This window comes from Paraburkholderia sp. BR13439, assembly GCF_040948805.1.
Classification (GTDB): Bacteria; Pseudomonadota; Gammaproteobacteria; order Burkholderiales; family Burkholderiaceae; genus Paraburkholderia; species Paraburkholderia youngii.
This window is the reverse complement of record NZ_JBFPKN010000008.1, coordinates 128254-142903: the sequence shown is the minus strand read 5'-3', so window position 1 is coordinate 142903 and position 14650 is coordinate 128254. Positions and strand designations below refer to the sequence as shown.

The window sequence follows — 14650 nt, the reverse complement described above, 5'->3', positions numbered from 1 at the left end:
TCAGAACGGCATGTTAGCGTTCTCTCCCCGAACCGACGATGCAACCGCCGCGGCGCGATGGCAGGCCCGTGGATTTATCCCGAAAGACATACGTTACCCCATTTAAATTGATTCTATTCACTTTATTAGCGCTTTTTTTTGCAGCAATCGTGCTATGGAAACGTGCGCGACGGCCGCTCATCGTCTGCATGATCGCGCTGTTCTGGCTGCTCGCGGCCGGCTGGCTGAGCGCGCCACTGCTCGATCTCGCGCAGCCGCAACGACAGAGCGCCGAGGCCGCCACCTTCGCGCCACGCACCGCGATCATCCTGCTCGGCGGCGGCACGGTCTACGACCACGACCACGTGCTGGTGCCACCGCGTGACGTGCTTTCGCGCATCGAAGTCAGCGCCCTCAACTATGCGGCCTGCAAGCGCACGGCGATCGTCTGCCAGGTGATCGTGAGCGGCGGCAATCCTCAGCGGCACAGCGCGACGGAAGCCGACACCTACCTGCCCTATCTGCTGCGTCAGCAGGTGCCGCGCTCGGACATCGTGCTCGAGAAAAGCAGCCGCACGACCTACGAGAACGCGCGCAACGTCTCGGTCATTGTCGGCCAATCACATTACGACACGTTGATACTCGTCACTTCCGCGTATCACATGCCGCGTGCGCTGCTCGACTTTCGCCGTTTCGGCGTCGAGCCACAGCCGCAGATTTCGAGCGCGCGGCGCGTGCGGCTCGGCGTGCTGCCGCGCTTCGGTAATCTCGTGGCGGCGGAGATAGCGTTGCATGAACTCATCGGCCTCGCGCAGTTTCACCTGTATCGCGCGATCGGCTGGTTCTGACGAACGATGTAGGCCGACCCGGTCTCGCAGATCGATGAAGTCATTACAAAACGTAACAAATGTTGAGCGCGGTTACAAAGCCATCGGCTGCAGCGGAGTTTGCTCGATAGAATGTCCACCACCACTCTATGGAGGTAACGATGAAGAAAGTGTCCATGGCGATCCTGGTTTCCCTGTGTGCCGCGGCCGGCGCAGCTTACGCGCAGGACCAGGGCATCACGACGAGCACCGATCCGGCCAAGGCCGCCGACGTCGAGCAGCGTGCGCAAGCTTTGCAAAACCGCGAGCAGTCGATGGAAAGCGCACCCGCCGCCCCGGCCAAGCATCACAAGATGGCTCCGCATCATCCGAAGAAGGGTGCGGACACGTCGGGTACCTGAGCGACTTCGCGGATCTCGCCTCGCGGCCTCGTCGTGAAGGTGAAAAAGCCGAAGCCGGCAGCGCCGGTTTCGGCTTTTTTATTTGCGTGATCGGCTCGCTGCCGACGAGGCACTCCGAACGCGCATCGGTCTGGCGAAGCCTCCGGCGCACAGCATTCTGTATGCTAAAGTCGCGCACCGACCGGCGAGCCGCCGGCATCCCCTAACCCGTGCGCACCCTGGTGCGGAGGACAGCATGAGCAACATCCAGCTTGATATCGAATGGACCGAAGCAGCATCTCGCAAGATCGAAAAACTGATGCCGCGCGGCGGTCAGGAAGCGTACCTCGCGCTGCCGCCCGTCGAATGCCTGCCGATGGAAGGCGACGTGCTGTTTCTCGGCCCGGCGGGCAAGCAGCAGCCGTTCATCGTCGCAGAGCGTCAGTATCACCATGACGGCGACGCCGACTGGACCATCATCCTGATTCTCGATGTCCCGCAAGCAACTCACTAATCGCTGACGGCGCGCCGGCGGCCGCGGTGCCGCCGCACCTGGCCGGCGTGTTGTCCGCGCGCCGCTGACGCCCGCACCCGGACTCAGGCGATCTTCGACACTACGCGAATCTCCGCGTGCTCGATCCAATCCGCGGCCGCTTTCTTATAAGCCTGGATATGCGCGGATTTCGCATGCGCCGCGAGCGCGTCCTGGCTTTCCCATCGCTCGACGAACACGAACCGGCGCGGCTCCTGCACATCGCGGTGCAAGTCGTACTGCAGCACACCCGCTTCTTTGCGCGTCGGCCCGACGATGCCTTCCAGCGCCTCGCGCAACAGCTCCTCGTGCCCCGGTTTCGCCACCGAAATTGCGACCACCGCGATTTCCGCCATGCCTGATCTCCTCCTTAAGAAAACCAGCAGCATACCCGCCGGTCGCCGAACCTGCCGACGACGGCGCCAACCAGCCGGGCGACGCATGAATCTCGCCTCTGCCCGCCATGCCGGACCACCGTCGCGTCAAGCCAGAATCCGCCCGGCAAAGCAGTGCCAAGCCCGCCGCCCGAACCGCCACATCAGCCCGCGCACCGGCGCTAACATGGGTGCACCGTCGGCGCCTGGAGTTTGGCGGGCGACCACTGGGCGCCCTGCTACCCTCGGCGTGGTATGGCAACTGATTGCGATTGAGAATCGGTTTCACGCGTGGCAAGCGCGCGAAACGCTCCGGCGCATGACCGCAACGGGTTGCCGCACGGCCGTTGGCAGCCGTTTTGCGGACTATTTTCGCGCTTATGCCTTTGTGATAACCCGCACATTGATCCGCGCTGCAAACTGCTAGACTCATTTTGACCAATTCGCCGGAGTCCAGCGTAGCTGGTACTGCCCTCCCTGTTCGCGGGACGCATTCCTGACGTCCCGGCGACGCTTCGGGTGTGCGAACGCTGCGCGCCGAATGGGTTTGCGAGCCCCTTCACCCCTTGCCGCAACAATCCCATGTCAGCTCTGATGCCCGCTTCTATGCCATCCGTCAGCGAATTGACCGTGAGCGGCGTGCTCCCGCACCTGGTCCGCGGCGAGTCGGGCTGGACCGCGACCTGGCGCGCATTGACATTGCACAGCGTGTTCCAGCCGGTGCTGTCGGTCACGCATCAGTGCGTGGTCGGCTACGAGGGGCTGTTGCGCGCGTTCGATCCGGTCGGCCTGCCCGTCTCGCCCGAAGTACTGTTCTCCGGCACGCGCTCGGCCGCCGAAGCGCGCGAACTCGACCGCATCGCGCGCTGCCTGCACGTGGCGAACTTCATGGAGCAAGGCATCAGCACCGGGTGGCTGTTTTTGAACACGCGCCCGCAGGTATTCGAGACCGGCTGGCCACAGCGCGCGTTCATCGACGAGTTGTCCGCGCATTTCGGGCTGCCGCAGGAGCGCATCGTGATCGAAGTGCTCGAGCAACCCGCCGACGATGAATCCGCCGTCGCCAGCATGCTCGCCGCGTCGCAGCCGCGCGACTTCCTGATCGCGATTGACGACTTCGGCACCGGCTTCTCGAACTTCGACCGCGTGTGGCGCTTCCGCCCCGACATCGTCAAGCTCGACCGTTCGCTCGTTGCGCGCACGGGCAAGCGCGAGGGCGACGAATCGATGATCAGCCATCTGATCGCGATGCTGCATCAGTCGGGCACGCTCGTGCTCGCCGAAGGCGTCGAAACCGATGAAGAGCTGATGATCCTGATGCAGGCCGACGTCGATTTCGTGCAGGGCTTCTGGTTCGGCCAGCCGAAGAGCAGCGTGCGGGCCGCCTGCACGAAAGTGCCCGCGCTCGTCGAGTCGATCTGGAGCAAGTTCGCCGACTACGAGCGCGCGCACGCCGGCCACCAGCGGCTAGGCTTCGAGGGCTTCGCGGAAGCGGTACTGGCCGCCGCCGACACCTACAAGGCGACCGGCAACCTCGAACAGGCTGCGCAAAAGGTCTGGCATCTGCCCGAGGCGCGCCGCGTGTTCCTGACCGACGGCCAGGGGGAGCAGACCCGGCCTTCGGTGACGGCCGCCTCGGTCTCGCCGCCCCCGAAGCGGCTCGCACCGCTCTATACGGAGACGCGCAGCAACTGGTCGCGTCGTGCGTATTTTCGGCACGCGCTCGCGGCGCCGGGCCGCGTCGCGATGATGGGGCCGCACTATTCGCTCGCCGATGGTCAGGACTGCTACACCGCGGCGATCGCGTTCGAGCGCGACGGCACGAACGTGCTGTGCGTCGACTTCGTGCCGGAGGCATCGCCGCCGGATGTGCGCACCGGCAGACGCGGCGCGAAGCGTTAGCGACCCGCGCCGCTACTCGTGCACGCGGCCGCGCCCCGACTTCACCTCGCTGCGCTTGGCCTTGCTGTCGAGCCGTCGCAGGTTCGACGCGCGGGTCGGCCGCGTCGCGACCCGATGCTTGCGGGTCACGCTGACACTTTCGATCAGTTCATCGAGCCGCGCGAGCGCCGCCGCGCGGTTCATCTCCTGGGTTCGATGCTCCTGCGCCTTGATGACCACGACGCCGTCGCGCGTGAGCCGATGGTCGGACAGCGCGAGCAGACGCATCTTCAGCACTTCGGGCAGCGAGGAGGCGCGCACGTTGAAACGCAGGTGGATCGCGCTCGATACCTTGTTGACGTTCTGCCCACCCGCCCCTTGCGCGCGCACGGCGGTCAATTCGATTTCGTTCGGCGGGATCGGGTAGCGGGATGTCATGGGCGGTCGGGAAGAGAGATGCATCAGTGTACAAGCGCTCGGCGCGAGATGCCCGAGGTCGCCGGAGCACGCGAGAGCGCCAGGTGCAGTGCTCGGCGGCGCCGGCTTGCGATCGCGTTACGAAAAAAACCATTTGCGTCGGCGCGACCGGCTCATCGATACTGGCTCTTTCGCTTACGGCGTAAATTCAAATGAAAATCCGTCCCGGTTTCGTGCTCGAACTGGCGGTCAACTTTCTGCTGCCGTGGCTCGCCTACCGTCTCGCGTTACCGCGGGTAGGCGAGACCGGCGCGCTGATCGCGTCCGCCGTGCCGCCGCTCATCTGGAGCGCGATCGAGCTCGCGCGCTTCAGACGCGTCGATGCGCTCAGCGTGATGGTGGTTGCGGGCATCGTGTTGTCGGTGGCGGCCATGGCGCTCGGCGGCAGTCCGCGCATGCTGCTGTTGCGCGAGTCGCTGGTGTCCGGCGCGGTCGGCGTCGTGTTCCTGCTGTCGCTGCCAATGCGCCGGCCGCTGATCTTCTACCTCGCGCGCGCGACGGTCGCGCGCGAAATGGAAGGCGGCGCCGCGCATTTCGAGGCGCTGTGGCGCGAACGCCCCGGTCTCGCCCCCGCGATGCGAACCATGACGCTCGTGTGGGGCGTCGGCCTGACCGCCGAAACCGCGCTACGCGCGTGGATGGCGCTGACGTGGCCGATCGAACGTTTCCTCGTCGTGTCGCCCTTTATCGGCTACGGTATCTACGCGGGACTCGCGCTGTGGACGCTGTGGTATCGCAAGACGATGCGCAGCCGCGTCGAAGCCATCGAGCGGGCGAGCGGCATGGCCGGTTGAGCGCCGCTCGCACTATAGGGCCCCCCCGCTCCGCGTGTTCCGCCTGCCTCGCGCGATCAACGCGACGCCTCCGCAATTCGCGCGGCCAGCCCCGAATCACGCTGCGTCGGCGTCGCGATCGCCTGCGCGAGCACGGCCCGCGCGCCGATCACCTCGACGCGTTCGCGCGCGCGAGTAATCGCCGTGTACACGAGCTCACGCGACAACACCCGGCTGAACGCCGACGGCAGCACCAGCACCGCGTGCTCGAACTCCGAACCTTGCGACTTGTGGACCGTCAGCGCGAACGCGGTGTCGTGCGGCGGCAGCGCGGCTGGCGACACCGCGCGCACCCCGCCGTCGCCGGTGCGGAAGTACACGCGCAGCGCGCCGCCCGCACCGGGCAACGCAATGCCGATGTCGCCATTGAACAGCCCCAGCGCGTAGTCGTTGCGCGTAACCATCACCGGACGTCCAGCAAACCACTGCGCGCCGACCGCGAGCGTGACGCCCGCAGCACGGCGCACCTGGGCCGCCATCGCCGCATTGACCTGATCGACGCCACGAGGTCCGAGCCGCGTCGCACAGAGGATGCGGAAGCGGTTGAGCGCGTCGAACAGCGGCAATGGATCGGGCGTATCGGTGGCGAGCGCCGCCGCAAGTGCGTCGGCGTACGGCGCGAAGCCGGCGGCAAGTCGCGTGACGGTGCGCTCGGCGAGCGTCGTGTGCGCGTCCTCATGCAGCGCCGCGGCGCAGTCCTCGGTCGGGTCGGTCCGCAATACGTCGAGCGCCGCGCTCGCTGAGCCGTTGCGAATCGCAACCGACAAACGCCCGATCGGCGACTCGAGGCCGAACCGGTAGTTGCGCTCGAGCCAGACGACGCAGTCCGCGAGCGGATTGCGTTCGTTCGCCAATTGCATATCACGACCGGCCTGCTCGTCAGCCGCCGCCGTCGCGAGACCGGCGAACAGATCGCCCGATGCATCCGGCTCGAACGTGTGCAGCGCCTCGGGTGGCACAAAAAAATCATCCACCGGCGCTTCATCGTCCTGACGCGACGCACGCGGCAAAGCCCGCGCGAGCCGCGCCTCGTCGATGTCGAGCGCCTGCGCGACCCGGCGCAATCCGCTCGCGCTCAACGCCGGCCGCGCACTGAGTTCGGCGAACACCGCGCCAGCTTCGACCGCGGCGAGCTGGTCCTTGTCACCGAGCATCACGAGCCGCGTTTGCGGCCCGATCGCGTCGAGCAGATGCGTGGCCATCGCAACGTCGATCATCGACGCCTCGTCGATCACGACCACGTCATACGGCAACGGATTATCGCGATGATGCCGGAAGCGTCCGCCCGGCCCCGAGCCAAGCAATCGATGCAGCGTGTACGACGTCTGCGGCAAACGCTCGGCGAGTTCTGCCGGAAGCTCGCCCGCGCGCGCGAGCAATGCTTCCTGCATCCGTTGCGCCGCCTTGCCGGTCGGCGCCGCGAGCGCAATGCGCAGATCGGCGCGCGCATCGAGCAGACACGCCAGCACGCCGACCACGGTCGTGGTCTTGCCGGTGCCCGGACCGCCGCTGACGATGGTCAGCCGCCCCGACAGGGCCATCACGGCCGCGACGCGCTGCCAGTCGACTTCGTCGTCTTTCGGCGGGCCGAAGTAGCGCAGCAGGCGTTCGCGCAACACGGTGGGCGCGGAGTCGGCGTTAACATTCGCAGTGTTCGCGTCGGCCGTCGCCTGTGCGACCAGAGCGTGCGCCAGGCGCCGCTCGTAGTCGTAGTAGCGCGCGAGATAAAGACGCCCCTGGGCGTCGATCACGAGCGGCCGCAACGCCGCCGCGCCCGCCGCGCCGGCCGCGTCCGCTGCGCCATCGCTTGCCATGCCGCTCGCGAGCAGCGCCGCGCGCACCTCGGCGCTCGATGCGTCGAAGCGGCGCGCAAGCGCCGCGAGCGGCACGCATACGTGCCCTTCGGCGGTCGCACGGCTCGCCGCGAAGGCGCCGCGCGCGGCCCATTTCACCACCTCGGTCGATGCACCACTGCGCCGCGCCAGCATGCCGATCCGACGCGCGAACCCTTCGGCCAGCGCGATGCTGAAATCGGCCGGCGCGGGCAGGTTGACGCCGATGTCTTCGAGCCCCAGCGGCGCGGCCGCGCGCTCGTCAAGCGTGCCGCGCGTACTCATGCGCCACCTCCGATCATCGCCGCGTCGAGCAGCGCCACCAGTTCGAACGGCGCGCGCCGCCTATGCACGCCGGCGGCGCCGTCGACATCGCGCCAGTCCGGCCGCACGCCGCGAACGAACAGATACAGATAGCCGCCGATATGCGTGTCGTACGCATAGTCGCGCACGCGCGTCTTCAGATAGCGATGCAACGCGACCGTATAAAGCAGCGCCTGCAGGTGATACGCGTGGCTCGCCATCGCCGCTTCGAGCGACGCAGCCGCGTAATCGGCCGCGCTGTCGCCGAGATGGTTCGATTTCCAGTCGACGATCCAGAAGCGGCCGTCGTGCTCGACGATCATGTCGATAAATCCTTTGATGTACCCACGCAGCACGCCGGGCTCCAGCGCGACGTCGGGATAGCCGTATTCGATCAGCAGCTCGCGCAGCGCGGGAAAATCAAGCGACGGCGCCGCGAACAGAAATTCGAGTTCGTTCAGGCGCCGACGCGGATCGAGCCGCGCGAGCGTCATGCCCGGCACCAGTTCGGTCGAGACGACGTCGGCGATCAGCCGATGCATCATCGCGGGCAAGCGCGCGGCGAGCTCGGGCGCGGCCGGCGCCGGTCGCTCGCGCAGCGCGCCGCGGATCGCGTCGGGCCAGCTGCGCGCGTCGCTGAAATCGGCGAGCTCGAACATCCGATGCAGGCAATCGCCAGCCGCCGCACCGCGCGGGAACGCGAGGATGTCGTCGTCGGCATGCGCCGGGGCGTTGGTCGCGGCGACCGGCGCGAGCAACGGCGCGGCCTGTAGCGCGTCGGCGATCTCATCGTGATCGGGCCGCACGTCTTCCTGCAGCGCATGCGCGTGCGCATCCCCGTTCCTCGCGCCGGACGCGATCAGGCCGCTGAAACTCGCCATGCGCCACTGATCGCGCAACGGCCGCCGATTCGCGCGCGCGTGCAGATGCGCGCCCTTGTCCTGCAGACTTTCGAGCGGCACGCGACGCGTCACTTCGGGCAGCGCCCGCAACGTGACCGGTCCGCCCGCGAGTGCATGCCAGCTCGCCGCGAGCGCGGCTTCATCGGGCGGCTCGGCGAGCCATGCGTCGAACGTATGGCCGTTGCCGCCGACGAGCCAGTTCAGCACGCTGCGGCGCGACTCCTTGGTCGAGCGCGAAGACAGATAGGTGCCCGCGACCAGGTAGCAGCGATACACCGCGCGCGTGAGCGCCACATAAACGAGCCGCGCGCGTTCCGCTGCCTGCTCGCGCACCGCGTAACGCGACGCGCGCTCGGCTTCCTGTTCGTCGCAACCGTAGTGCAGCACCGCGTCGCCGCTGTCGTCGTGATACTCGCGCGCATCGGGCAAGCCCGACGACGGCGGCTCGCGCAAACCACCATCGTTCAGGAACGGACAGAACACGACCGCGTATTCGAGTCCCTTCGATTTATGGACCGTGACGATCTGCACGAGATTGCGATCCGACTCGAGCCGCAGTTGCGCCTCTTCCCCGCCGCCCTGCTCGCGCTGTGCGGCGAGCCAGCGCAAGGTCGGCGCGATGCCGGGCTGGGTGGCCGCGCGCGCCTGTACGAGCTCGGCGAGATGGTTCACGTTGGTCAGCCGACGCTCGCCGTCGACACCCGCGACGAGCCGCTGCGCAACGCGCAGCTCGCGCATCAGCGTGCGCCACATCACCGCGAAGCCGCGTTCGTGCCACAGCATCCGGTAGCGCGAAAAACGCTCGACCCAGCCCATCGCGTCGGCGGGATCGAGTGTTGGCGCGGGTTCGTCAAAGGCCTCAGGCGCTGGCGCCTCGGCGACCTGCGTAAGACGCCACAGCGCGGCGGCGTCGAGCCCGAGCCAGTCGGTAGCGAGCGCGGCGCGTAGACGCCGCAGATCGCCGGGCGTGTCGATGGCGGCCAGCACGCGCTCGATCTGCTCGGCATCCAGCGTCGCGAACACCGACGCCTGCGCAAGCTCCACGCTGCCGACGCCCCATGCCGCGAGCACGCGTTTGACGAGGCTGCCCTGCTTGTGCGTCTGCACGAGCACTGCGATATCGCCCGGCGCGAGCGGCTTGTCGCCAATCGTCACGACGCCTTCACGCGCCCCTCGCAACAGCCGCACGATCTCGGCCGCGCACGCTTCGCTCGCCGCGCGCTGCGCGTCGCGTTTGCTCAATGCGGTCTCGCCTCGCGGCAACGTCCAAATGCGGAAATCGCCGCCGGCCGCGTCGGGATCGGCGAACGGGGCACGCCGCCGCTCGCCCGCGCGCACCGGCTGATAGTCGAGCCCGTCGAGCACGAACGCTCGAGGGTTCGCTTCGAAGATCCGGTTGCACGCGTCGACGATCGGTGCGGTCGAGCGCTGGTTGACCGCGAGCGTGTAGCACGCGGACGCCGCCTCGCGCGCCGCAAGGTACGTATGCAGATCCGCCGCACGGAAGCTGTAGATCGCCTGCTTCGGATCGCCGACGAGGAACAGCGGCCCGGCCGGCGCGAAGATGCGGCTGAAGATCGCGAACTGCAGCGGATCGGTGTCCTGGAACTCGTCGATCAGCGCGGCCGGATAGCGGTTGCGCAACGCGTCGGCGAGCCACGGATGCGCGGCCAGCGCGCGATACAGATTCGCGAGCAGATCGTCGAACGACACGACGCGGCGCGTGCGCTTGCGCGTCACCAGCTCGGCCGGCGCGAAGTCGAGCCATGTCTGCACGAGCCCGAGCCAGCGCGCGCGCTGCGCGGCCTCGGCGGCGACCACGGCCGCGGCCAGCGCTTCGGCATGCTCGAAGAACGGATGCGCGGGCGGCTCGAACTTGACCTTGGTCGCCTTCTTCAGCGCCGACGCCGTCAGCTTCAACGCCGCGCGCGGCGGCGGCGCATGGCAGTCGCCCCGCGCGAAGTAGTCGGTCCACGCGGCGATCGCGGCGCTGACGTGATCGGGCTTGTGCGTGGTCTTGCTCAGGCGCTCCTGGGCCTCCGCTAGCAGCGCGACGATCGCGTCGCGCTCGGCCTGCCAGATCGCGCACGCGACATCGAAGCCGGCCTGCGGATCGGCGCTGGCGCCGTCCGCGTCGACGCCGCCCCAGCGCAATTGCGCGAGCGGCTTTTTCAGGCGTCGCGCCAACTGTTCGTCGAGCGACGCGGGACCGGCGCGCCTCGCCACCAGCCACGCGGCGAACGCCGGATGCGCATGCGCAACCGGCTCGACCTGCTCGCGCCAGAAGTCGGCGGCGAGTTCGAAGCGCAGCGCCGCGTCGTCGGCTTCCATCTCGAACGCGAACGGCATCGCGGCGGCGAACGGCGCTTCCTGCAACGCGCGCTGACAGAACGCGTGGATCGTGTGGATCGCGGCCTGATCGAAGGTGCGCAGCGCACGGCGCACGACCTTCAACGCCGCCTCGCGCTCGATACCGTTCTCCGGCGCGAGCGTCGTTTCGAATAGCCGGCGGATGAACGGATCGTCGCCGTCGTCGTCCATCTCGATCGCGCGATGCAGTTCCGCGAGACGGCCGCGAATGCGCTCGTGCAACTCCGCGGTCGCGGCCTTCGTGAACGTGACGACGAGAATCTGATCGGCGTTCAGGTTCTTTTCGAGCAGCAGCCGCACGTACAGCGCGCAGATGTTCCACGTCTTGCCGGTGCCCGCCGACGCTTCGATCTGGTTCACGCCGTCGAGCGGACACGCGAACACGTCGAGCTCGTCGGCGACGAGGTTTTGATGGCGCAGCGCTTCGCTCATGAGGCGCTCCGCACATGCTCGATCAGTGGTTTGAAGACGATCGCGGCGAGGCTGCCGAACGGTTCGGCGAGCGTGAGCGGCGTGCCGCGCAGCGCGATGCGCAACGCGGGGTCGTCGGATTCGCCGCGTACACGGTCGTTGATCCATACGCCCTGTGCCGCCGATTCGCTTTCGCTGACTCTCGCCCATGCGCTCTTCGGAAAGAAGCGCAGCGGCAGCCGGCGGCCGGCATTGAAGAGCGCCGCCAACGGCGCGAGTTCGTCGAGCGGCGCCGCGACGGGCGCGAGCTCGAAGCTCTCACCGCTGCCGTGCCACACGGTGCGGCGCGGACCGTCCGGCTGCGCCGCGCAATAGACCAAATGCGCGAGCCACGCGGACAGATAGTCGCGCGCGCTGGCTTTGGCATAACGAAAGATCACTTGTCCCGTTCCGGTCAGCAGGTTCAACGTGCCGCGCATTTGCAGCGGCGTTTCGGCGGACTCGCGCAGCAGCGCGTCGTAGTCGCCGAACAGCGAATTGGCGCTGTCGGTGCGATCACCGTCTTGCGGCCAGCGCGGCATGATGTCGAGCACGAACGGCAAGCGCTCGACACCGGCGGCCACTTCGCGCCGCACGCTTTGCGCCAACTGCCGCAGCGCGGACAGTTCGCGCGCGCGCCACACCGCGCCGGTCGCGCCGCCCGGCAACTCGGGGCTCGCCTCGGCGACGCGCTGCACGCGGCTGTACATCACCTCGTCTGCGGTGTCGGCGTCGAGCAGCACCGGCAGCAGGCGCTCGGCGAGCGCGTCGCGGCCCGCATAGTCGAGATCGAACGGCTCGGTATCGAGCAGCTCGCCCTGCGCATCCGACAACGCAATGCCGAGCCGGTCGCGCAACAGCGCGCGCGCCGGATGACGCCAGAACCGCACGAAGTCGTCGAACTGCACCTCGTGCATATCTTCCGGCGGCAGCGGTTGATCGAAGAACGGCGCGGCGGCGGCATGCTGCGGTTCGGCGAGCAATGTGGCCAGCTCGGCGCGATCGGCGTCGTAGGTGAACAGATCGGGCTTCGCCGCAAAATAGTCCGACGCGAACGCCTGCAACGGATGCTCGACGATGAACTCGCGCCGCGCGCTGTCGACCTCGGCCGGACTCGCGTCCTCGCCCGCCGACACCTGCGCGAGATGATCGAGCAGTTCGTCGACGAGCGCGGCCGGCGGCAGCGGCGCGTTATCGCGAATGCTGCGGCCCGTGTACGCGATGAAGAGCCGCTCGCGCGCGGCGAGCAGCAGATCGAGGAACAGATTGCGCTCGTCGTCGCGGCGCTGACGGTCGCCGGCCTTGCCGAACGCGGCCATCAGATCGAATTCGTCGGCGCGCGCGAGCGACGGCAGCACGCCGTCGTCCATGCCGAGCAGGCAGACCACACGGAACGGCAAACCGCGCAGACTCGTCAGCGAAGAAAACGTCACGCTGCCCCACGGCACGCCGCCGCGCGCGGGGTCGTCGAGCGCTTCGGTGAGCGCGGTGCGCACCACCGAGGCCGGCAGCAACACATCATGCGCGCCGGCCTGCATCGCGGCGCTCATCGCATCGAGCGCGTCGCGCACGTCCGCGAGCGAATCGGCGAACTCGACGCCGCCGTCGAAGCACTGCCCGAGCGTTTCGAGCAGCAGCTGCGACCAGTCGGCGGGCGTGCGCTCGATCGCGCAGCTCGCCGCGAAGCTGTCGATATCGTCGACGAAGCGCGACAGACGGCCGAGCAATTCGGCGTCCGAACCGTCCGCGCCTTCGACCGGCAGCCACGCATCGACCGGCTCGCCGCCGGCCGGCATCGCATAGCCGAGGTACAGGCGCGTCAGCGCATCGGCGAACGTATGACGCGCGACCGGCACATGCTCGCCGACCGGTTCGAGCGGCGCGAGCCCGCGCCGCGCGCCGGCGGCCGCGAGCCATTCCTGCGCGGCTTCGAGCGAATTCGCATCGATGCCGTAACGCACCGCGACCGCATCGACACGCAGCCATTCGATCAGATCCGGCGCGCCGACGCTGCGCTCGGGCAGCGCGAGCCAGTCGAGCAACAGACGCGCGACCGGATTGGCCTGCGACGGCGGCAAGCCGGTGATCCGGTACGGAATGCGGCGGGTGTCGCCGGCGGGCGTGGTGCCGAACACCGCATCGATCAGCGGACCGGCCGCCGCCAGATCGGACACCGCGACCAGCACGTCGGACGGCTGCAGATCGTCGAACTCGTCGAACCAGCCGAGCAGGCGATCGTGCAGCACTTCGAGCTGCCGTGACAGGCTATGGCAAACGTGTACCTCGATACCGCGCTCGATAGGCAACTCGTCGGCATCGGCTTCATTGCGCAGATCGAGGATGCCGTTCTGCACGGCGGCGAGCCAGCTCGGCTCGGGGTTCCCGGTGAAGTCACCGGTCTCGGCCGATGCCGCGCTTTCGGTCAGCTCGTGCAGCATATGCAGCTGCGCCTGAGTCTGCCGTCCCCATTCGGCGAGCAGCGGATGACCGACTTCCTGATAGTCGAGCTGCCCCGCCGCATCGAGCGCCTGCACGCGCCCTTCGCTGACCACGTCGAACCAGAACTCGCGGCATGGGTTCATCACGTACAGACGCACGTCGATCCAGCGCGACAGCGCGCGCAGCAATGCGATATGCAGCGGCGGCATGGTCGGCAGCGCGAACACGCTGACCGCCTCGGGCCATCGCGCGTTCGAGATTGCCTCGAGATCGAGCGAGCCGAATTCATCGAGAAACCGATACGCGGGCGGCAGCGCGGCCGCGGATGTTTGCGCATGACCGCCGGCTTGCGCGAGCTCGGCGAGCACCGCGCGCCACAGCGCCGCTTGCCAGCGCTCGTCTTCGCGGGCCGCATCGCTCGCGCCGGTCAGACGCGGACCGGTGTCATCAGCCGCGCCACTCGCGAAGATCGAGCCGCCCTTCTGCCACTGCAGCAGCCATTCGGGGCGATAGGTCAGATAGTGGTCCAGCACGGTCGCGACGCGCCGCGCGAGTTCGTAGCGCATCGACGCGTCGGCCGCATCGAGATAGGTGCGCAAACGCGGCGACGCATTCCACGGCAGCGCCTCGTCCGTGTCGTCGAGCAGCCGGTAGCAGCGCCACACGAGGCGGTCCGGCGCGAACGGCGAATGCTTCGGCACCTCGATCACGCCGCCGATCTGCGCCCACAGCCATTGCGCGAGATAACCAAAGTTCACGTTCGCGCAGATGCCCTGGCGCGCGGCGATATCGAGTTCGAGACGCCGGCGTACGGCCGCGCTCGGCACGATCACGGGACGCGCGGTCCAAGGGTCGGACGGCGCTTGCGCGAGGTCGTCGAGCAGCGCGTCCACCAGCGTTTCGTAGCGGTTCGAGTAGAAGAGCTGAAGCATGGATTCCAGATCACATTTGGCACGCTGATGGCCCGCGAGTGATGCTCGCGAGCCGCGGCGGACATTGAAGCGACAGCATAACAAACCGATCCCCCAGGGCATAACCTGGCCGAATGGGCGAGGTCAGAACGCGCGCAAA

Annotated in this window: 10 protein-coding genes; 5 read left to right on the top strand and 5 right to left on the bottom strand. The window is 67.8% G+C overall.

Features of this window, described 5'->3' with window-relative positions; all coding sequences use genetic code 11:
• The first annotated feature begins 188 nt into the window (after positions 1-188).
• From AB3X96_RS17875 to AB3X96_RS17865, 3 genes are all read left to right on the top strand, one after another.
• Positions 189-827: a YdcF family protein gene (locus tag AB3X96_RS17875; protein WP_176110607.1), complete on the top strand. Its 639-nt coding sequence runs from the start codon at positions 189-191 to the stop codon at positions 825-827.
• A gap of 140 nt (positions 828-967) precedes the next feature.
• The gene (locus AB3X96_RS17870; protein ID WP_018432260.1) at positions 968-1207 is read left to right on the top strand and encodes a hypothetical protein; all 240 of its coding nucleotides are present in this window, start codon (positions 968-970) and stop codon (positions 1205-1207) included.
• 235 nt (positions 1208-1442) lie between these two features.
• On the top strand, positions 1443-1700 hold the full coding sequence (locus AB3X96_RS17865; RefSeq protein ID WP_008923870.1) for a hypothetical protein: 258 nt from the start codon (positions 1443-1445) through the stop codon (positions 1698-1700).
• A gap of 83 nt (positions 1701-1783) precedes the next feature.
• Here the strand turns inward: AB3X96_RS17865 and AB3X96_RS17860 are convergent, their stop codons facing one another.
• A complete protein-coding gene (locus AB3X96_RS17860) occupies positions 1784-2074 on the bottom strand; it encodes a putative quinol monooxygenase (RefSeq protein ID WP_176108925.1) in 291 nt (96 codons plus the stop codon).
• 624 nt (positions 2075-2698) lie between these two features.
• On the opposite strand from AB3X96_RS17860, the gene AB3X96_RS17855 reads away from it, so the two are divergent.
• Positions 2699-3994: an EAL domain-containing protein gene (locus AB3X96_RS17855; RefSeq protein ID WP_368590844.1), complete on the top strand. Its 1296-nt coding sequence runs from the start codon at positions 2699-2701 to the stop codon at positions 3992-3994.
• Positions 3995-4006: 12 nt separating this feature from the next.
• Here AB3X96_RS17855 and arfB read toward each other — a convergent pair whose 3' ends face one another.
• Positions 4007-4411, bottom strand: a complete 405-nt coding sequence (arfB, locus tag AB3X96_RS17850; protein WP_368590708.1) for an alternative ribosome rescue aminoacyl-tRNA hydrolase ArfB — start codon at positions 4409-4411, stop codon at positions 4007-4009.
• Between the two features lie 191 nt (positions 4412-4602).
• Between arfB and AB3X96_RS17845 the strand changes: the two genes are divergently transcribed.
• Positions 4603-5244: a VC0807 family protein gene (locus tag AB3X96_RS17845; RefSeq protein WP_176378010.1), complete on the top strand. Its 642-nt coding sequence runs from the start codon at positions 4603-4605 to the stop codon at positions 5242-5244.
• Positions 5245-5300: 56 nt separating this feature from the next.
• Here the strand turns inward: AB3X96_RS17845 and AB3X96_RS17840 are convergent, their stop codons facing one another.
• From AB3X96_RS17840 to recC, 3 genes are read right to left on the bottom strand one after another with little or no spacing between them, the layout of a single operon-like run.
• Positions 5301-7400: an AAA family ATPase gene (locus AB3X96_RS17840; RefSeq protein ID WP_368590707.1), complete on the bottom strand. Its 2100-nt coding sequence runs from the start codon at positions 7398-7400 to the stop codon at positions 5301-5303.
• On the bottom strand, positions 7397-11122 hold the full coding sequence (recB, locus tag AB3X96_RS17835) for an exodeoxyribonuclease V subunit beta (protein ID WP_368590706.1): 3726 nt from the start codon (positions 11120-11122) through the stop codon (positions 7397-7399). Before recB ends, AB3X96_RS17840 begins: the two co-directional genes overlap by 4 nt.
• A complete protein-coding gene (gene recC, locus AB3X96_RS17830; protein WP_368590705.1) occupies positions 11119-14511 on the bottom strand; it encodes an exodeoxyribonuclease V subunit gamma in 3393 nt (1130 codons plus the stop codon). Before recC ends, recB begins: the two co-directional genes overlap by 4 nt.
• Positions 14512-14650: the final 139 nt, after the last annotated feature.